The 17,577-nt window shown below is 69.6% G+C and carries 17 protein-coding genes; 9 read left to right on the top strand and 8 right to left on the bottom strand.

Translation table 11 applies throughout. The features are described 5' to 3' along the window. Positions 1–18 precede the first annotated feature (18 nt). Positions 19–864: a glutathione S-transferase family protein gene (locus DMB42_RS49505; RefSeq protein ID WP_125648218.1), complete on the top strand. Its 846-nt coding sequence runs from the start codon at positions 19–21 to the stop codon at positions 862–864. Here DMB42_RS49505 and DMB42_RS49500 read toward each other — a convergent pair. Further along, positions 812–2,101, bottom strand: coding sequence for an MFS transporter (locus DMB42_RS49500; RefSeq protein ID WP_125648216.1), 1,290 nt, complete (start codon positions 2,099–2,101; stop codon positions 812–814). The two genes, DMB42_RS49505 and DMB42_RS49500, sit on opposite strands and share 53 nt — an antisense overlap. Beyond that, entirely contained in the window at positions 2,098–2,703 is a 606-nt protein-coding gene (locus DMB42_RS55775) for a helix-turn-helix domain-containing protein (RefSeq protein ID WP_125648213.1), read from the bottom strand. The genes DMB42_RS49500 and DMB42_RS55775 overlap by 4 nt, the downstream gene beginning before the upstream one ends. Before the next feature lie 75 nt (positions 2,704–2,778). Here DMB42_RS55775 and DMB42_RS49490 point away from each other — a divergent pair, with 75 nt between their 5' ends. The 5 genes from DMB42_RS49490 (at position 2,779) to DMB42_RS49470 (ending at position 9,166) form a co-directional block, all read left to right on the top strand. Next, complete coding sequence (locus DMB42_RS49490) at positions 2,779–3,423, top strand: B3/4 domain-containing protein (protein ID WP_125648210.1); 645 nt, start codon at positions 2,779–2,781, stop codon at positions 3,421–3,423. Positions 3,424–3,627: 204 nt separating this feature from the next. Further along, positions 3,628–7,266 (top strand): multifunctional oxoglutarate decarboxylase/oxoglutarate dehydrogenase thiamine pyrophosphate-binding subunit/dihydrolipoyllysine-residue succinyltransferase subunit, encoded by a 3,639-nt coding sequence (locus DMB42_RS49485; RefSeq protein WP_125648207.1) that lies wholly within the window; start codon positions 3,628–3,630, stop codon positions 7,264–7,266. A gap of 92 nt (positions 7,267–7,358) precedes the next feature. Next, positions 7,359–7,538 carry a DUF6104 family protein gene (locus tag DMB42_RS49480; RefSeq protein WP_125648204.1) on the top strand — a complete coding sequence of 60 codons (180 nt, stop codon included), beginning with the start codon at positions 7,359–7,361 and terminating at the stop codon, positions 7,536–7,538. Between the two features lie 99 nt (positions 7,539–7,637). After that, positions 7,638–8,441, top strand: coding sequence for a DUF4097 family beta strand repeat-containing protein (locus DMB42_RS49475; protein WP_125648201.1), 804 nt, complete (start codon positions 7,638–7,640; stop codon positions 8,439–8,441). Then, complete coding sequence (locus DMB42_RS49470; protein WP_125648198.1) at positions 8,438–9,166, top strand: PadR family transcriptional regulator; 729 nt, start codon at positions 8,438–8,440, stop codon at positions 9,164–9,166. The genes DMB42_RS49475 and DMB42_RS49470 overlap by 4 nt, the downstream gene beginning before the upstream one ends. 6 nt (positions 9,167–9,172) lie before the next feature. Here DMB42_RS49470 and DMB42_RS49465 read toward each other — a convergent pair whose 3' ends face one another. The 5 genes from DMB42_RS49465 to DMB42_RS49445 form a co-directional block, all read right to left on the bottom strand. Continuing rightward, positions 9,173–10,030 carry an oxygenase MpaB family protein gene (locus tag DMB42_RS49465; RefSeq protein WP_125648195.1) on the bottom strand — a complete coding sequence of 286 codons (858 nt, stop codon included), beginning with the start codon at positions 10,028–10,030 and terminating at the stop codon, positions 9,173–9,175. 75 nt (positions 10,031–10,105) lie between these two features. Further along, positions 10,106–11,062: a zinc-binding dehydrogenase gene (locus DMB42_RS49460; protein ID WP_125648192.1), complete on the bottom strand. Its 957-nt coding sequence runs from the start codon at positions 11,060–11,062 to the stop codon at positions 10,106–10,108. Positions 11,063–11,113: 51 nt separating this feature from the next. Further along, positions 11,114–11,995 carry a hypothetical protein gene (locus DMB42_RS49455; protein WP_125648189.1) on the bottom strand — a complete coding sequence of 294 codons (882 nt, stop codon included), beginning with the start codon at positions 11,993–11,995 and terminating at the stop codon, positions 11,114–11,116. Positions 11,996–12,137: 142 nt separating this feature from the next. After that, positions 12,138–13,577 (bottom strand): acetyl-CoA synthetase, encoded by a 1,440-nt coding sequence (locus tag DMB42_RS49450; protein ID WP_125648186.1) that lies wholly within the window; start codon positions 13,575–13,577, stop codon positions 12,138–12,140. A 289-nt stretch (positions 13,578–13,866) separates the two neighbouring features. Then, on the bottom strand, positions 13,867–14,256 hold the full coding sequence (locus tag DMB42_RS49445) for an SSI family serine proteinase inhibitor (RefSeq protein WP_185845277.1): 390 nt from the start codon (positions 14,254–14,256) through the stop codon (positions 13,867–13,869). 199 nt (positions 14,257–14,455) lie between these two features. Between DMB42_RS49445 and DMB42_RS49440 the strand changes: the two genes are divergently transcribed. The 3 genes from DMB42_RS49440 to DMB42_RS49430 all read left to right on the top strand — a co-directional run bounded on the left by DMB42_RS49440 (position 14,456) and on the right by DMB42_RS49430 (position 17,251). Next, a complete protein-coding gene (locus DMB42_RS49440; protein ID WP_125648180.1) occupies positions 14,456–15,553 on the top strand; it encodes a serine protease in 1,098 nt (365 codons plus the stop codon). A gap of 198 nt (positions 15,554–15,751) precedes the next feature. Then, the gene (locus DMB42_RS49435) at positions 15,752–16,912 is read left to right on the top strand and encodes a serine protease (protein ID WP_125648177.1); all 1,161 of its coding nucleotides are present in this window, start codon (positions 15,752–15,754) and stop codon (positions 16,910–16,912) included. Between the two features lie 144 nt (positions 16,913–17,056). After that, positions 17,057–17,251, top strand: a complete 195-nt coding sequence (locus tag DMB42_RS49430; RefSeq protein ID WP_125648174.1) for a hypothetical protein — start codon at positions 17,057–17,059, stop codon at positions 17,249–17,251. A 60-nt stretch (positions 17,252–17,311) separates the two neighbouring features. On the opposite strand, the gene DMB42_RS49425 is transcribed toward DMB42_RS49430, so the two are convergent. Continuing rightward, positions 17,312–17,563 (bottom strand): GntR family transcriptional regulator, encoded by a 252-nt coding sequence (locus DMB42_RS49425; protein WP_125648171.1) that lies wholly within the window; start codon positions 17,561–17,563, stop codon positions 17,312–17,314. Positions 17,564–17,577: the final 14 nt, after the last annotated feature.

Raw genomic sequence — 17,577 nt, 5'->3', positions numbered from 1 at the left:
CATGTTCTACTAGGGGTCATGAAGCTGAGCCGCGAGATCTCAGACGATGGCCGCTTCGTCCGGCAGCCGAACCGCTTCACCGAACGGCTCGGGCCGCCCGAGCCCGGCCGCTACCGGCTCTACGCCTCCTACGCCTGCCCTTGGGCACAGCGCGTGCTGATCGTCCGCGCCCTGCTCCGCCTGGAGGACCTGCTGGACGTCACGATCGTCGACCCCATCCGCGACGACAAGGGCTGGCGGATCCCCGACGGGGACCCTCTGTACCTGTCGGAGCTCTACCACGCGACCGATCCGGGCTACACGGGCCGCTACACCGTGCCGTGCGTCTGGGACACCCGGGACGAACGCATCGTCACCAACGACTTCCCGCAGATCACCCTCGATCTGGAGACGTCGTGGGGCACCTCACCCGACCTGTATCCGGAACGCCTGCGCCCGGACATCGACATCATGAACGACCGCCTCTACCACGGCCTCAACAACGCGGTCTACGAGGCCGGCTTCTCCCGCGGGCAGCAGGCGTACGAGGAGGCCGTCGCCCGCGTGTTCACCACGCTCGACCTGCTGGAGGTGCGCCTGGCGGAGTCGGAGTTCCTCTTCGGCACGCTCACCGACAGCGACGTACGGCTCTACACGACGCTGGTCAGGTTCGACACGGTCTACCACGGCCACTTCAAGTGCTCGATCAGGCGGCTGGCGGACTATCCGGCGTTGTGGGCGTACACGCGCAGGCTCTACGCGATCCCCGCCTTCCGCGACACCACGGACTTCGACCACATCAAGCGCCATTACTACATGACGCAGACCAACATCAACCCGAGCAGGATCGTTCCGGTAGGACCTGAGCTCGACTGGAGCGCGTGACACCCGGCCTCGGCATCGCGGCGAACAGCAGCGCCGAGGCCAGCACCACGCCGGAGGCCACCCACCAGGCGGCGGCCGCGCCCGCCTGCGCGGCCAGCACGCCCAGCGTGGAGTTGGCCAGCACCCCCCCGGCCTGCAGGGACAGCGAGGACGTCGAGGTGACCGTGGTGCGCTCGGCGGCCGAGACCGCGTTGTGCTGCATCTCCATGCAGAGCAGCGCGGTCACCGACAACCCGGCGAACATGACGAGGTAGGCCAGCCCGGCCGCCACCAGGCCGGGCGCCCCGCCGAGCCCGGCGGTGGCGGCCAGCGAGCCGACCGACAGCGCGCAGAGCACCGCGCCCGCCGCGGCGCCCCGGGCCGAGCTCCCCGCCAGCCGCGCCACGCGGGGCGCGAGCGCGCTGCCCAAGGCGCTGGCGGCGTAACCCAGGGCCGCGACGACGGCGTAGGCGAGGCTGCCGCGCTCGGCCGTGCCCGCCAGCTCGGCCAGGCGCCCGGGGGTCAGCAGCTCGATCGTCATCAGCAGCACGCCGGACGCGGCGGCGGCGGCCATCAGGCGGCGCAGCACCGCGTTCCCGGCGGCGAGGCGGACCCCGGAGACCATCGTGGCCGGCACCTCGCGCAGCACGCTCCCCAGCGACCGCCGGCCATGGGCCGGCTCGGGCAGCGCGAACACCACCACGACCAGCAGGACGACGGCCGCCACGGCCCCCAGCAGCGACGGCACGGCCAGCGGCGTCATCAGACCGGGCGGCACCAGCAGCGGCACCGCGCCGCCCACCAGCACGCCCGCGCACAGGGCCGCCGACTCCATCGCGTTGCCGCGCGCCAGGCCGGGCTTGAGGTCGGCGTCGCCGCCTTCGATGCCGTGGAGGGTGTCGACGTACCAGGAGGTGGCCGGGCCGCTGGACAGCGCTCTGGCCACGCCCTTGAGCACGCCGCTGACCAGGAACATCCAGAACACCGTGGAGACGCTCATCAGCGCCAGCGCCGCCGCCGTGAACACGGCCGAGGCGGCCAGCACCATCCGCCGCCCGATGACGTCGGCCAGGCCGCCCGTGGGCAGCTCCAGGGTCGCGGTGACGATCGAGAAGACGGTCACGGACAGGCCGATCTGGGTCAGGCTGAGCCCCCGGTCTGTCATCAGCAGGACCATGCTGGCGACCATCAGGCCCAGGGGCAGCCAGGTCAGGAAGCTGACGAGCATGTAGCGCCGCAAGGCGGATCGGGCGGTCATCGGTCCTGCTCCTCGATCTCAGGGTTCTCGGCACGGTCCTTGGCCCGGCCCTTGGCTCGGGGGAAGCCGCCGATCCAGACGTGGACCTGCCGGGCCTCGGGGTCTCCCGCGTGGCGGGCGGCCAGGTCGCGGATCAGCTCCTCGACCTTCTCGTCCAGCTCCTTGAGCCCGGCCGGGGGCAGCTCCACGAAGTCGTCGCTCATCCCGGCCGCGCTCACCCACTCGGGGGACCAGTCGCGCTCGTCGTAGTCCTGGACGACGCGGGCGAGTGTCTCGACCTGGCGCATCCGCATGATCCTGACCGCCTCGCGGCCCTCGTCGGTCCCGATCAGCTCGCCGCTGTCCCACGAGGTGTAGCGGTGGCGGGCCCGCCAGCGCCGCTCGCGGCCGTCGCCGCGCTCGGGGTCCTCCTCGATGAAGCCGTACTTGAACAGCTCGCGCAGGTGGTAGCTGGTCGAGCCGGAGCTCTCCCCCACCTTGCGCCCCAGCTCGCTCGCGGTGGCCGGGCCGTCGCTGCGCAGCAGCCCGAGCAACCGCACCCGCAGCGGATGGGCCACCACCTTGAGCACCTGCGGGTCACTGATCTTGTACTGCTCTTCCATGAGCACGACCCTAAACCACAAAGACAATTTTGCAAAGTGATTTTTGCGGTTTCCCCGGCCTTCTAAACTGGGCGGATGCTCGATGAGATCCAGGTGGACGACGCCGTCCTCGCCCTGCGCCCCGACTTCGCCGTGCTGGTCATGTTCGCCCACGGCCTGCGCAACGGCCCGACGGACGACCGCACCCGCGCCTGGCTGGCCGAGGCGTCGGCGGCCGAGGTGCAGACCGACAAGATCGACGCCTGGAAGGACGCCTACCGCGCCTTCGGCGCCAAGCCGCAGCGCACCAGGCCCTCGGTCGACGCGCTCACCCGCCGCATGCCGCTGCCGGAGATCAACCGGGTGGTCGACGCGTACAACACGATCAGCGTGAAGCACGCGCTGCCCATCGGCGGCGAGGACCTCGACCACTACGCGGGCCCGGCCCGGCTGGTACGGGCGACCGGCGACGAGGCGTCGGAGGAGGCGCTCGGGCAGCCCGAGCCCGGCGAGGTGATCTGGCGCGACGACGCCGGAGTGACCTGCCGCCGCTGGAACTGGCGTCAGGTGGCGCGCACCCGGCTCACCGAGGAGACGACCAACGCGATCTTCCTACTCGAACGCCTGGAGCCGATGTCGATGGAGGAGCTCCAGCAGGCCGGCAAGGAGCTGGCGGACCTGCTGTCGGAGTTGTCACCCGAGGTGCGGATCACCAGCCGGATCGTGTCCGGCGGGAAGTAAACCCGCTGCCCGCATGTTGATACCAAACAGTAACAAAGACGGCTCTCCCTGGATTGACTAGGCGCGCGTGACCTCTACGGCTTGTCCTGAGAGGATCGTTCGAGGCGGCACGTGCTCTTCGGCGCGCGCTGCCGGTCCGGGCGAGTAGCCTTGGACAGGTTCTCTAACATCAACGCCGATCTGCGGAAGAGGGCGATTTCCGCCGTGTCGTCTGAGTCGTCGCGGACAAACCCGCTGGCAAGCTTTGGTCAGAACGAGTGGCTTGTCGACGAGCTGTACCAGAAGTATCTTCAAGATCCAGAGTCTGTCGACAAGGCCTGGTGGAACTTCTTCGCTGACTACAACCCTGAAAGCGGAGCGGGCCGGACCCCGGTCAGGGAGGCGGCGAACGGCACTGCGACCGCGCCCGCTCCTCCCAAGGCGCCCCCGAAGGCGCCTCCGGCAGCCGAGAAGCCGAAGCAGCCGGCCACCCCGGTGCCCAAGGGCGCCGAGGAGGTGAAGCTGCGCGGCGCCGCGGCGCGCACGGCCGCCAACATGGACCTGTCACTGTCGGTCCCGACGGCGACCAGCGTCCGTGCCATCCCGGCCAAGCTGCTCATCGACAACCGCATCGTGATCAACAATCACCTCAAGCGGGGGCGTGGCGGCAAGATCTCCTTCACTCATCTCATCGGCTTCGCGATCGTCAAGGCGCTGAAGGCGATGCCGGAGATGAACCACTCCTACACGGAGATCGACGGCAAGCCGACGCTGGTCAAGCCCGAGCACATCGGGTTCGGCCTGGCGATCGACGTGCAGAAGAGCAACGGCGAGCGCCAGCTCCTCGTGCCCTCGATCAAGGGCGCGGAGGAGATGGACTTCCGCCAGTTCTGGGTGGCCTACGAGGAAGTCGTCCGCAAGGCCCGCGCGGGCAAGCTGGGCGTCGACGACTTCTCCGGCACCACGATCTCGCTGACCAACCCCGGCACGATCGGCACCGTCCACTCGGTCCCGCGCCTGATGCCCGGCCAGGGCACGATCATCGGCGTCGGCGCGATGGAATACCCGGCCGAGTACCAGGGCGCCTCGCCCGACACGCTGTCGCGCCTGGCCGTCTCCAAGGTCATGACGCTGACCAGCACCTACGACCACCGGATCATCCAGGGCGCCCAGTCGGGCGACTTCCTGCGCCAGATCCACCGGTTGCTGCTCGGCGAGAACGGCTTCTACGACGAGATCTTCGAGGCCCTGCGCATCCCGTACGAGCCGGTGCGCTGGGTCCAGGACATCTCGGCCTCCCACGACGACGACGTGGCCAAGTCGGCCCGTGTCATAGAGCTGATCCACGCCTACCGCGTGCGCGGCCACCTGATGGCCGAGACCGACCCGCTGGAGTACAAGCAGCGCAAGCACCCGGACCTGGACATCCAGTCCCACGGGCTGACCCTCTGGGACCTTGAGCGCGAGTTCGCCACCGGCGGTTTCGGCGGCCGTGCGCTGATGAAGCTGCGCGAGATCCTGGGTGTGCTGCGCGACTCCTACTGCCGCACGGTCGGCATCGAGTACATGCACATCCAGAACCCCGAGGAGCGGGCCTGGATCCAGGCGCGGGTGGAGAAGCCGCACGCCTCGCCCGAGCGCGACGAGCAGCTCAACATCCTGTCGCGGCTCAACACCGCCGAGGCGTTCGAGACGTTCCTGCAGACGAAGTTCGTCGGCCAGAAGCGGTTCTCGCTGGAGGGCGGCGAGTCCCTGATCCCGCTGCTCGACTCGGTGATCAGCGACGCCGCCGACGAGGGCCTCGACGAGGTCGTCATCGGCATGGCCCACCGCGGCCGCCTCAACGTGCTGGCCAACATCGTGGGCAAGTCCTACGCCCAGATCTTCGGCGAGTTCGAGGGCAACATCGACCCGCGCACCGCCCACGGCTCCGGCGACGTCAAGTACCACCTGGGCGCGAGCGGCGAGTTCACCGCGCCCAGTGGCAAGATGATCACCGCTTCCGTGGTGGCCAACCCCTCCCACCTGGAGGCGGTCGACCCGGTGCTGGAGGGTGTCGTCCGCGCCAAGCAGGACCTCCTGGAGCGCGGCGAGGAGGGCTTCACCGTCCTTCCCGTCCTCGTCCACGGCGACGCGGCCTTCGCCGGCCAGGGCGTGGTGGCCGAGACGCTCAACCTGTCGCAGCTGCGCGGCTACCGCACCGGCGGCACCGTGCACGTGGTGGTCAACAACCAGGTGGGCTTCACCACCTCGCCCGCCTCCTCCCGCTCGTCGGTCTACGCGACCGACGTCGCGCGGATGATCCAGGCGCCGATCTTCCACGTCAACGGCGACGACCCCGAGGCCGTGGTGCGCGTGGGCCAGCTGGCCTACGAGTACCGCCAGGCGTTCCGCAAGGACGTCGTCATCGACCTCATCTGCTACCGCCGCCGCGGCCACAACGAGGGCGACAACCCCGCCTTCACCCAGCCGCTGATGTACGACCTGATCGACGCCAAGCGCTCGACCCGCAAGCTCTACACCGAGGCGCTGATCGGCCGGGGCGACATCACGGTCGAGGAGGCCGAGTCGGCGCTGCGCGACTACCAGGCCAAGCTGGAGCAGGCCTTCACCGAGACGCGCGAGGCGGCCAAGAAGCCCAAGGAGGCGGCCGCCATGCGGGTGCCGCCGGCCGAGGTCGTCAAGTGGTCCCACGCCGACACGGCGACGGCGATCAGCGACGAGACGCTCAAGCGCATCGTCGACACCCAGCTCAACCTGCCCGACGGCTTCACGCCGCACCCGCGCCTGGCGCCGGTGCTGCAGCGCCGCGGCCAGATGGTCGAGACCGACTCGATCGACTGGGCGATGGGCGAGACGCTGGCGTTCGGCTCGCTGCTGATCGACGGCCACCCGGTCCGCCTGGTCGGCCAGGACTCCCGGCGCGGCACGTTCACCCAGCGGCACGCGGTGCTGGTCGACCGGATGACCGGCGCCGACCACACGCCGCTGAAGACGTTCAACGAGGGCACCACGAAGTTCTACGTCTACGACTCGCTGCTCAGCGAGTTCGCGGCGCTCGGCTTCGAGTACGGCTACAGCGTCGTACGCCCCGACGCCCTGGTCGCCTGGGAGGCGCAGTTCGGCGACTTCGTCAACGGCGCCCAGACGATCATCGACGAGTTCATCTCGTCCGGTGAGCAGAAGTGGGGCCAGCGCTCCTCGGTCGTGCTGCTGCTGCCGCACGGCTTCGAGGGTCAGGGGCCCGACCACTCCTCGGCCAGGATCGAACGGTTCCTTCAGGTCTGCGCGCTCGACAACATGACGGTCGCGCAGCCGTCCACGCCGGCCAACTACTTCCACCTGCTGCGCTGGCAGGTGGAGTCCAACCGGCACAAGCCGATGGTGGTCTTCACGCCCAAGTCGCTGCTACGGCACAAGGCGGCCACCTCGAAGGCGTCCGACTTCACGACGGGCACCTTCCAGCCGGTTCTGGGCGACACCACGGTCGATCCGGCCAAGGTCACCCGGGTGGTCCTGGTCTCGGGCAAGCTCTACTACGACCTGGCCGCCCATCGTGAGAAGTCGGGCCGCGACGACGTCGCGATCGTCCGGCTTGAGCGGCTCTACCCGTTCCCGACCGAGGAGCTCACCGCCGAGCTGGCCCGCTACGGGCAGCAGGCCGAGCTGGTGTGGGCGCAGGACGAGCCGGTCAACATGGGCCCGTGGCCCTACCTGACGCTGAAGCTGGCCGAGGACCCGCAGACGCTCGGCGGCCGGTCGCTGCGCCGCGTCTCGCGTACCCCGAACAGCTCGCCCGCGACGGGTTCGCACAACTCGCACGACACCGAGCTGGAGGAGATCCTCCACCAGCTCTTCGGCTGAGCAGGCCGCCAGTGAGCCCCCGGCCGTCCGGCCGGGGGCTTCTGTGTTGACCGGCAGGGTGAGGTCCCTGCCCGCACGAAGGAGAGACACCCATGTACTTTACCGATCGAGGGATCGAGGAGCTGGTCGCTCGGCGGGGCGAGGAAGAGGTCAGCCTGCTCTGGCTCGGCGAGCGGCTGCGTGAGTTCGTCGATCTCAACCCCGAGTTCGAGACCCCGATCGAGCGGCTGGCCACCTGGCTGGCCCGGCTCGACGACGAGGACGACGACTGACGCGACCCGGCCTCCCGGGACGCGATACATCTTGAGTTTTCGCGAGACGCGACATATCGTGTCTCGTAGGAGACGTACTCGTCGAGGAGGCATACGTTCATGGAGAAGTGGACGCTGGAGGCTCCGGAGCAGCTCACGTTCGGGCCGGTCGAGTCACTTGTCGTGCGGATCGTCGCCGGGGTGCTGGCCGTCCTGGCCAGCGAGGGCCCGCCCACGATGGAGCTGACCGAGATCGAGTCGGCCGCGCCGCTGCTGGTCAGCTACGACGAGCTGACCAAGGAACTGATCGTCGCCTACGAGGGCCTGACGTGGGACGGCCTGCTCGGCTGGCTGAAGCGCGACCGGCGCAGGACCAACCTCACGATCACCGTGCCCAAGGGCTGCCGGGTCAGCACGGAGGTGGTCTCGGCGTCCACGGTGCTGGCCGGGTTCGAGCGGTCCACCCGGGTCAAGAGCGTGTCCTCCGAGGTCGTCCTCGACGGTGTGAGCGGCGAGGTGAGCGCCACGACGGTCTCCGGCTCGATCGAGAGCCGGGCCATGGACGGCGACCTGGCGCTGAAGACCGTCTCCGGCGAGCTGACGCTGGCGGACGGCACCCCGAGGCGGCTCAAGGCCAGCACGGTCTCCGGCCGCATCACCGCCGACCTGCGGCTGCGCCCGACGAGTCATGTGACGTTCAACAGCGTCTCGGGTGCCATCCTGGTGCGGGTGCCGGAGAACGTCGAGTCCGACGTCAGCGTGAGGTCCACGTCCGGCAGGCTGAGCTCGACGTTCGACGGCCTGTCCGCGAACAACAGTCCCGGCTCCAAGACGTTGTCGGGGCGCCTCGGCGGCGGCATGGCCTCGCTGTCGGCGGTCACGGTCTCGGGTGAGGTCGCGCTGCTCAAGGGAGAGAAGGAATGAGCCCTGTCTTCGGTCACGGCCGGCTCCGGCTGTACCTGCTCAAGCTGCTGGAGGAGAGCCCACGGCACGGCTACGAGGTCATCCGGCTGCTCCAGGACCGCTTCCTCGGCGTCTACTCGCCCTCGCCCGGCACGATCTACCCGCGCCTGGCCCGCCTGGAGGAGGAGGGCCTGGTCACCCACGAGGTGGTCGAGGGCAAGAAGGTGTTCTCCATCACCGACAAGGGCCGCGAGGAGCTCAACGCCCGGCTCGACGAGCTCGACGACCTGGAGCAGGAGATCTCCGCCTCGGTGCGCGACATCGCCCGCGAGGTCAAGGAGGACGTCCGCGACACGGTGAAGTCGCTGCGCGACGAGCTGACCCGGATGGCCAAGGACGTCCGCACCGGCACCCGCGACAGCGCCCAGACCCGGGCCGAAGACATCAAACGGCTCAAGGAGCAGCAGAAGCGGCAGTGGATGGCGCACGCCAACCAGTGGCAGGTGGAGGGCGACCGGCTGGCCGGCGAGTGGCGGCGGATCTGGTCGGACATCTGGAGCACGCTCGGCGGCGACACCGTACGGCGGACCGAGCTCGACAACGAGCTGGGCGAGCTGCTGGCCGACTTCGTGGCGCAGGCCCGCCAGGAGGCCACCGACGCCGCGCTGACCACGCAGAAGCTGGCCGAGCTGCGCACGGTGCTCGACGAGGCGTCCGCCCGCGTCCGCGACATCCTCGAACGCTGAGCCGTCCTAGGCGGAGCGCAGCGACCGTTCCACGTGCCTGACGCTCCGGGCCGCCCGGCGCGCGTGGTAGGCGACGGGCATGTAGCGCAGCCGTTCGGGCAGGCGCGGCGTCAGCATCGCCACCGCGTGCCCGAGGTGCCGCAACCGCCGTTCGTCGCGGGCCGTCCAGCGCAGGCCGAGTTTCCTGCGCGCGGCCGGTGGCAGCGTGCCGACCGTCACGAAGTGGTTGAACTCCCCCGAGCCCACCCCCACCGGCGTCCACAACCGGCGCAGCGGCCTCGGCAGGCCGGGCGGCGCCGGCGTGCCGCGCATGACGGCCAGCACCTCCAGCGCGGTCGGGTGCGCTTCCAGCCGTTCGGCGATCATCGTGTCGAAGTAGCGCCAGAACGCCTCCAGGTCCTCCGGCATCTCCCGCTCAGGAACCCGCAGGATCGCGCCGAGCTGCCGCGACTCGGCGTACATGCGGCGCTGCTGCTCCACGGTGTACGGGGTGCCGAAGTAGCGGTTGAGCGTGACGAAACGCTCGAACAGCGACAGGTGCACCCAGGCCCATGCCTCGCCGTTCAGCGCGTGGTATGCGCGGCCGTACTCGTCCACGCCGCTGATGGACTTGTGCAGCTCGCGCAGCCGCCTGCCCTCGGCCAGGCCGCCGGTGCCGCCGTAGACCCATTTCTGCATCGAGGCGAGCGTGCGGTTGAGCCGCCCCCACGGGTCGTCCTTGTACGTCGAGTGTTGCGCCACGGCCGCGCCGACCGCCGGATGCATGGTCTGGAGGACCAGAGCGCTGCCGGCCACGAGCAGGTTGCGGTATTCGCCCGCGGTGTCCCAGTGCATCGAACCTGGACCGAAGGGCTGAACGTCCATCGTGCCGCCTCCCGGGTGATGCCACCTCATCCTCTCTGTATCACCCAGGAGACGCAGAAGTAACCCTTCACTTATTCAGCTCGTAAAGACGATTTTTCCGAAGATCTCCCCTTCGGCCATGGCCGCGAACCCGTCGCGCGCCTCGGCCAGCGGCAGCGTCCGGTCGATCACCGGCCGCGCGCCCGTCTGCTCCAGGAACACCGCCAGCCTGCGGAGCTGGTCGCGGGTGCCCATGGTGGTGCCGACCACGGAGAGCTGCAGGAAGAAGACGCGGTTGAGGTCGGCGGACGGTACGGCGCCGCTCGTGGCCCCGGAGACCACCACGCGCCCGCCCGGCCTGAGCGACTTGAGCGAATGGTCCCAGGTGGCCTGGCCGACGGTCTCCATGACGGCGTCCACCCGTTCTGGCAGCCGCGCGCCCGGCTCGAAGACCTGGTCGGCGCCGAGTGCGCGGGCCCGCTCACGCTTCTCCTCCGAGCGGCTGGTCGCCCAGACGCGGAACCCGCCCGCCCGGCCGAGCGCGATCAGCGCGGTGGCGACACCGCCGCCCGCCGCCTGCACCAGCACGGTCGAGCCCGGTTCGAGCCCGGCCTTGTCGAACAACATGCGGTAGGCGGTCAGCCAGGCCGTCGGCAGGCAGGCGGCCTCCTCGAAGCTGAGCGCGGCCGGCTTGGGCACGAGGTTGCGCCGCGGCACGGCCACCCGCTCGGCGAACGTCCCGTCGTGTACCTCCGACAGCAGCGAGCGCTTGGGGTCGAGGGTCTCGTCCGCGCCGGTGCCGATCACGGCGTGCACGATGACCTCGTTGCCGTCCTCGTCCACGCCGGAGGCGTCGCAACCGAGCACGATCGGCAGGCGGTCCTGACGGATGCCCACGCCCTTGAGCGTCCACAGGTCGTGGTGGTTGAGCGCGGCGGCCCGTACGGAGACGGTCGTCCAGCCGTCGGGCGCCTCGGGCTCAGGGTGCTCCCCGAGCGTCAGCCCGGCGAGCGGATTGTCGGGATCGGTCTGTGTGGCGGTTACGGCGAACATGGCCGAACCCTACTAACGGACCCCTCGGCGACCACGGCGCCGCCCCGCCTCTCACCGCCCGAGCGTCACCCGGATCCCGGCGAGCGCGCGCTTCCTGAAGTCCGTCGACCCGGCGACGGCGATCTCCACGTCCCCCTGGCAGGTCCATTCGCCCGGATACCCGCGTCCGGCGATCACCGACGGCAGCCGGGCCTTCCTGGCGCAGTCGGGTATGGGCACGAGCGCGACCACCTCCCGCACTCCCCCGCCGAACCACAGTTGCGGGCCGACCGGATCACCCTGCGCCGTGGCCCCCGGCCCGGCGAGCCGTACCGATCCCTTGCCCGACAACACCAGGAAGCCGTCCTTGGTCGTCCTGCCGTGCAGCTCCCGCGCCAGCGCCATGCGCTGGTCGAAGGTCAGCCCCTGGCCCGGGTCCTGCATCACCACCCGCCACTGCCCGAACACGAACAGCAGCGGCTGCCCCTCGCCCCCGCTGCCCGGCTGGCGCGGCCACAGGGTGACGTCGGGCCCGTAGCTCCTGATCGGCCGGCCCCCGCCGGTCACCTCGGCCACCCCGTTGTACGGGACGCCCAACCGCCGGAACTGCCCGTCGATCCAGGCCCCCTGGAACGGCCGCACCCCCAGCTCGTTGAGGTCGAGGTCGGCCGGGTAGCGCACCTCGGCCCTGCGGCCGTCGGGGAAGACGACGTCGATGATCTCGTCGTGGCCCTTGGTCCTGGCCGGGACCCGCAGAGCATGGGGGCCGTTGTCGATCCTGGTCAGCGACCGGATGGGCGCGGTGGACGACGGCGCGGGCAGCCCCGATCCGGGGTCCCGGCTGAGCAACAGGCTGACGGCCGGGATCACCAGGAGAGTCAGCACCACCGCGAGCCCGATCCACCGGCGGCGGCCGCGCCCACCTGCCTCGATGACGTCGAACTGGTCGGACACGACGTGCCTCGCCGGGTTAGTGCGGGTTGCGCCCTTTACTTAAGTTCAGTGGAGTGACATCCACCCGCGCAAGCCCTGGAACCGGGCGAAATCGCGGTCCGAGGTCACAACTTCACAACCTCGACCGACGGGCGTCGCCAGATCACCAGGTCGCCCGGTTTAGCCGTCCGTCGGTGACCAGGTCGACCCGCTGCCCCACCAGCTCCCGCGACATGGCGTCGGCCAACAGCTCCGCCTCCAGCACGTGCGCGTGCGCCCGCGCGCCGCCGGGCAGGTCCACGACGAGGACGCCCTTCTCGGCCGCGCCGTCCCGGCCGTGGGCGACCGTGTACCCGGCCACGGTGGCGGGCCCCACGTAGGAGTCCGCCAGAGGCACCCCGGAGGCCGTGAACACCGGTGTCGCGTCCCCCAGGTGTCCTCCCGGCTCGCTGGACCACACCGCGTACGTGTGCTTCGTCAGGTGCATCCCCACGCCGGTCACCAGCCCGTGCCCCGACTGCGCCCGCAGCAGGCCGGCCATCGTGGCCGTCGAGTGCAGCACGTAGTCGCTGGCCGGGCCGCCGGCGTACGGGAGCCCGCCGGTCACCGTCAGGCCACGCCGGTCGTACGGGTTGAGCCCCGTCGCGTCGCACGCCTGCCGCAGCGCGACGGCGAAGCAGCTGTACAGGTCGAGCGCGTCCATGTCGGCGAGCCCGAGCCCGGCGCGCCGGAAGGCGGCCCGGGCGGCGGCCCCGATCGCCTGCGAGGAGCCGAGCGCGGGCCGCGCCGCCACCTCCCAGGTGTCCTCCCCATACGCCCAGCCGCGCAGGTACACCCGCCGCTCCTCCGGCACCCCCAGCCGGTCGGCCAGGGACGCGCTCGCCAGGACGACGGCCGCCGCCTGGTCGACCTCCATGACGGCCACGGTGTTCCTGGTGTACGGCCAGCCGACGAACCGGTTGCCCTTCACCAGCTCCTCGGGCGTGCGCACGACCCGCCGCCACGCGTACGGGTTGGCCGCGGCCACCTCGGTCATCGGCGCCATCATCCGCCCCCGGTCGAGCATCTCCTCCTCGACCGTCATCCCGGCCGCCGCCCGCCGCGCGGTCTCCATGATCGCGTACGTGTGCACCGGCAGGAACAGCTCGTGCGCCAGCTCGGCGGGGTGCGGCGGGCGTTCCCAGGCGTAGGGCGGTTTGGGATCGGCGGCGTGGCTCCACGGCACGTGCTCGCCCGCCCGCCGGTAGGCCCGCCGCGTCGCCAGCGCCTCGGCCCCAGTGACCAGCGCGCAGTCCAGCTCGCCCGCCGCGATCCCGGCCGCCGCCGCGCCGATGAGCAGTTGCGGGGCCGTACCGCTGACCTTGGAGTAGGCGTGGTGGCGCGGCGTGGCCCCGAGGCGCTCGGCCAGCCGCCCGGTCGGCGAGTCGTACTGCCAGGAGTCGGTGTGGACGATCTGGATCGAGTCGAGCCGCCCGACGGGAAGGCGGGCGTCGTCGGCCGCCTCACGGGCGACCGACTCCCACAGGTCGAGCGGCTCCGGGCCGGGTTGTTCGCGAACGGTCCGCTGCGCGATGCCGATGAGACAGGGGGTGCGTGGATCCATGTCAACCATCTAACCAGAACAACATTCGGTTGATAAGTAAATGGCGTCGACAATCAGCGCTACGACTGTTGCTGAAGGCCATTTATCGTGGCCCTGACCTGCAGAAACGCCTTTCAGAAATACCTATTTCCATAACGGAACAGAACCGGCCAGACCTTTCGCGTCGATTACTGATCGGCGGTTGCGCCATTCATCGGCGTGCCCATCGAGGAACTGGCGGTACTGCCCGCGCACGACGCCCCGGGGTCCCCTCGGTGGGATCCGGGGCCTTCCCCGGCCGGTCCCCTCGTCAGACGCGGAAGACCGGCCCGGTCGAGACGGCGAGCTCGCAGGCGTTGGGGAACCTGTGGGAGTACCGGTACCGGGCGCCGTCCCAGACACCCCACGCCTGTACGTCCACGGGCTGATAGTCGGCGGTGCAGGAAACGTCCCCGCGCCGGCTCAACCGGGCCGGGTTCCCGCCCACGTGTTCGAGCGCGAGGCAGGCGTCGACCTGCCCGGGAACGACCCGGCCGGGTGTGCACTCCAGCACTCCTTGCCGATCTCCCACGCTGATCCGGAAATGCCTTTGGCTCTTGAACGACGCCTCGACATCGGGTGGGCCGGTCGTGGCGTTCGCCACTGGAGCGGCGGCGAATGCCGCGCAGGAAAGCGCGGCCATGGCGAGAATTCGGTGCATACGGGCAGCCTCCATCACGCCCCTGACCTGCGGCAACGACCGACACGCGTGATCATTTAGACGTATCGGGAGGGATCGGCTGATGGTGTCCTTATCGCACACGGTCCACTCTTGATCAGGTAACGAATCTCTATCCGGGCTGCAATACAGGCAGTTGATCTGGAAAAATCCACCCTTACGACCCTAAGAAAGGCATTTCATGATCTCCCGGGCCAGGCAACTGGCGGCGGCCGCCCTGGGCGCCGCGCTGCTGCTGCTGCCTGCCTTCACGGGGATCGCGAACGCCGCACCGGCCAGCAAGGTCTACAGCGTCACCCTGGCCAGGACGGCCACCGACATGAAGAAGGTCGCCGACTACTGGCGGCCCGACCGGCTCAAGCAGGCCGACAACTACAGCCCCGCCACGCCGGGCGCGCAGGCCGCCCCGACCTCCTCGGCGGGCGCCGCCTCCGGGCCGAACGCGCCCGCCACGACGTCGCAGCGGACGTCCGCAGGGCAGGACGTGACGCCCGTCGCGCCCAAGCAGGGCGGCGCGGCCAAGACCATGGGCAAGGTCTTCTTCAGGTTCGGCGCCAAGGAGTACTGGTGCTCGGCCAGCGCGGTCGCCTCCAGGAACCGCAGCGTGGTGGCCACGGCCGGACACTGCGCGTACGACTCGCGGCAGGCCAAGCCCGCCGAATACTGGATCTTCGTCCCCAACCCCGGCCCCAACGGCGAGACGCCCGACGGCATCTACGTGGGCGCGGCGATCACCATGCACGAGGACTGGGCCGGCAAGGGCGACTACGACTTCGACTACGCCTTCGTGACCGTGCACCGCGGGTTCGTCTGGGATCAGGCGAAGGACGGCACGTACTCGATGAAGGACGTCGGCAGGCTCCAGGACAACGTGGGCGGCCAGGGCCTGGAGGTCAACAGGAAGCCGGCCGCGTACGTCGTGGCCGCGTTCGGCTTCCCGGCCGGCGCGCAACCCGACGGCACCCGGCCGTTCGACGGCAAGACGTTGCGTACGTGCCAGGGCGGCGTCACGTACTGGACCGCGGCCCCCGCGCTCGACCTGCAGAAGGGCGTACGGCTCCAGCCGTGCGACTTCAGCCCCGGCGCCAGCGGCGGCCCCTGGCTGGTGGACTACGACGCGACCCGCAGGCTCGGTGACCTCAACGGCGTCAACAGCCTGACCTGGAACAGGGACGCCAAGGGCGCCTACGACGCGGTGTCCTCGCCGTACTTCGACACCACCACCGGCGAGGTCTACCGGCGCGCCGCAGCCCTCACCACACCGGGAAATGTGACGTAAGTCACATGCAACTATGTGATCACTGCACGTGATCAGCCGATCCATTGATCTCGGTACGGTAACGGCGAGGCGTGGGAGCGCTGACACGATCTCCCGAAAATTTCCATTAGCCCAGTCAGCGTTATAGGTTCCGGGTCGTCCGTTTGCTGAGTTTTGGGGTGCACGAGGCGCCTCCTGTCAGCGCAACCTGGAGTTACCTTGAAGCGAATCCTTCTCCCCGTCGGCGGTGCCGTCCTGGCCACCGGCCTCCTGGCCGCCGGGCTGTCCGCCACCGCCCAGGCCGACGGCGACATCTCCAACGACCCGTTGGCCCGCAGCAACTCCGATGCGGCCTCGATCGCCTCCTTCTGGATCGCCTCCAACGGCGCCGCGCTCCGCCAGGCCACGCAGTACACCTGGGACTCCAAGGAAGTGCGGAAGGTCGTCTCCAAGGGCGGCTACGACCCCGACGGCCGTCCCGGCATGACCGCGCCCACCGGCGAGCAGAAGGCCGGCGCCTCCCAGAACGTGAACCTGCCCAAGAGCATCGGCAAGGTCTTCTTCGTCGACGGCTCCGGCAAGTTCCGCTGGTGCTCGGCCACCTCCATCCAGTCGGGCAACCGCAACCTGGTCGCCACCGCCGGCCACTGCGTGTACGACACGGACAGCAACAGCGACACGCTGTCCAAGTGGGTCTTCGTCCCCGGCTACTACCAGGGCAAGGCTCCGTGGGGCATCTACGTGGGCAAGCAGGCCTTCACCCACTACGACTTCGACACCTACGAGGACTACGACCGCGACTACGCGTTCGTCACCGTCTACAACGGCATCCAGTTCGACGGTGTCAAGCAGGTGGACCGCAAGGACTTCGACCGCTTCAGCGGCCCGAAGCGCGCCTGGGGCGGCCACTACTACATCCTGCTGTCCAAGGACGCCGGCCGGCTCGGCGACGCCGTGGGCGGCCAGGGCTTCGCCTGGAACCAGCCGACGGGCAAGTACGTCCGCACCTTCGGCTACCCGGCCGCCCCGCACCCCGACGGCAGCAAGCCGTACAGCGGCGTCACGCCGAAGAACTGCTACGGCAAGACCACGTCCAAGGCCGTGGGCGCGTCCTGGCTCAAGATCGAGGAGCACGTCGGCCTGAAGTGCGCCGTCACCCCCGGGTACGACGGCGGCGCGTGGCTGCTGAACTACAACAACGCCAAGCGTCTCGGCTACGTGAACGGCGTGACCAGCACGTTCGCGGACCAGGACGGCAACGACCGCATCGACTACATCACGTCCCCCTACTTCGACGGGGAGACGGCGGCCGTGTACAAGGCGGCCACGAACTACCCGTCCGGGAAGATCGTGGGCCCTAACGGCGAGCTGTTCAAGTAAGCCCTCACCAGGGGAACGAGGGTCCCGGCGTTGCTCCTTGCCGCCGGGGCCCTCACCTGTTTTCCGGCCCCTCGCGCTTTCCGATCAATTGAGTTGAGCGTTTCGGGACGTGATTCGCCAGCCCTTGTGGCGCAAGATGTCGGTATGACCGAGGATCACGACCAGACCAAGACCGCTCCCGGCACGACGGACCTACAGGTCACGATCACTCTCGACCCTCACGTCAAGGCGTACGTCGATCGAGCGGTCGAGGACGGTGACTTCGAATCGGTGTCCGCCGCCTTCAACGAGGCGATGCTGGAACGGATGCGCCGCCGTACCCGCGTCCGCAGCTGGTGAGCACTTCGAGCGTACGAGAGCCGAAGGCGCCCGTTCTTCGCGTCCCCGCACCGACGGGGGCTATCGGGTCACGAACGTCCCACGCCCATGGACGACGACCAGCAGGCCCCGCTCCGCCAGATCCTTGACCGCCCGGCGAACCGTCACCCGTGAGACGCCGTACTGACCGGCCATCTCCAGCTCGGTCGCCAGCTTGGCGCCCGGAGCGAGCGCGCCGGAGGAGATGTCACTCTCGACGTCCTCGGCCACCTGCCGCCACACCAGGTCCGGCCCGACGTGATCGATGCGGTCTCTCCTGTCCTGCAAGGCCATACGTAAACGGTATT

Source organism: Nonomuraea sp. WAC 01424, assembly GCF_003947315.1.
Classification (GTDB): Bacteria; Actinomycetota; Actinomycetes; order Streptosporangiales; family Streptosporangiaceae; genus Nonomuraea; species Nonomuraea spiralis.
The sequence above is the reverse complement of the archived record's forward strand: the minus strand, read 5'-3'. Positions and strand labels throughout refer to the sequence as shown.

Coding starts and splice junctions, on each gene's coding strand:
- DMB42_RS49505 (WP_125648218.1), top strand. CDS start 19: ATGAAGCTGAGCCGCGAGATCTCAGACGATGGCCGCTTCGTCCGGCAG.
- DMB42_RS49500 (WP_125648216.1), bottom strand. CDS start 2,101: ATGACCGCCCGATCCGCCTTGCGGCGCTACATGCTCGTCAGCTTCCTG.
- DMB42_RS55775 (WP_125648213.1), bottom strand. CDS start 2,703: ATGGAAGAGCAGTACAAGATCAGTGACCCGCAGGTGCTCAAGGTGGTG.
- DMB42_RS49490 (WP_125648210.1), top strand. CDS start 2,779: ATGCTCGATGAGATCCAGGTGGACGACGCCGTCCTCGCCCTGCGCCCC.
- DMB42_RS49480 (WP_125648204.1), top strand. CDS start 7,359: ATGTACTTTACCGATCGAGGGATCGAGGAGCTGGTCGCTCGGCGGGGC.
- DMB42_RS49475 (WP_125648201.1), top strand. CDS start 7,638: ATGGAGAAGTGGACGCTGGAGGCTCCGGAGCAGCTCACGTTCGGGCCG.
- DMB42_RS49470 (WP_125648198.1), top strand. CDS start 8,438: ATGAGCCCTGTCTTCGGTCACGGCCGGCTCCGGCTGTACCTGCTCAAG.
- DMB42_RS49465 (WP_125648195.1), bottom strand. CDS start 10,030: ATGGACGTTCAGCCCTTCGGTCCAGGTTCGATGCACTGGGACACCGCG.
- DMB42_RS49460 (WP_125648192.1), bottom strand. CDS start 11,062: ATGTTCGCCGTAACCGCCACACAGACCGATCCCGACAATCCGCTCGCC.
- DMB42_RS49450 (WP_125648186.1), bottom strand. CDS start 13,577: ATGGATCCACGCACCCCCTGTCTCATCGGCATCGCGCAGCGGACCGTT.
- DMB42_RS49445 (WP_185845277.1), bottom strand. CDS start 14,256: ATGCACCGAATTCTCGCCATGGCCGCGCTTTCCTGCGCGGCATTCGCC.
- DMB42_RS49440 (WP_125648180.1), top strand. CDS start 14,456: ATGATCTCCCGGGCCAGGCAACTGGCGGCGGCCGCCCTGGGCGCCGCG.
- DMB42_RS49430 (WP_125648174.1), top strand. CDS start 17,057: ATGACCGAGGATCACGACCAGACCAAGACCGCTCCCGGCACGACGGAC.
- DMB42_RS49425 (WP_125648171.1), bottom strand. CDS start 17,563: ATGGCCTTGCAGGACAGGAGAGACCGCATCGATCACGTCGGGCCGGAC.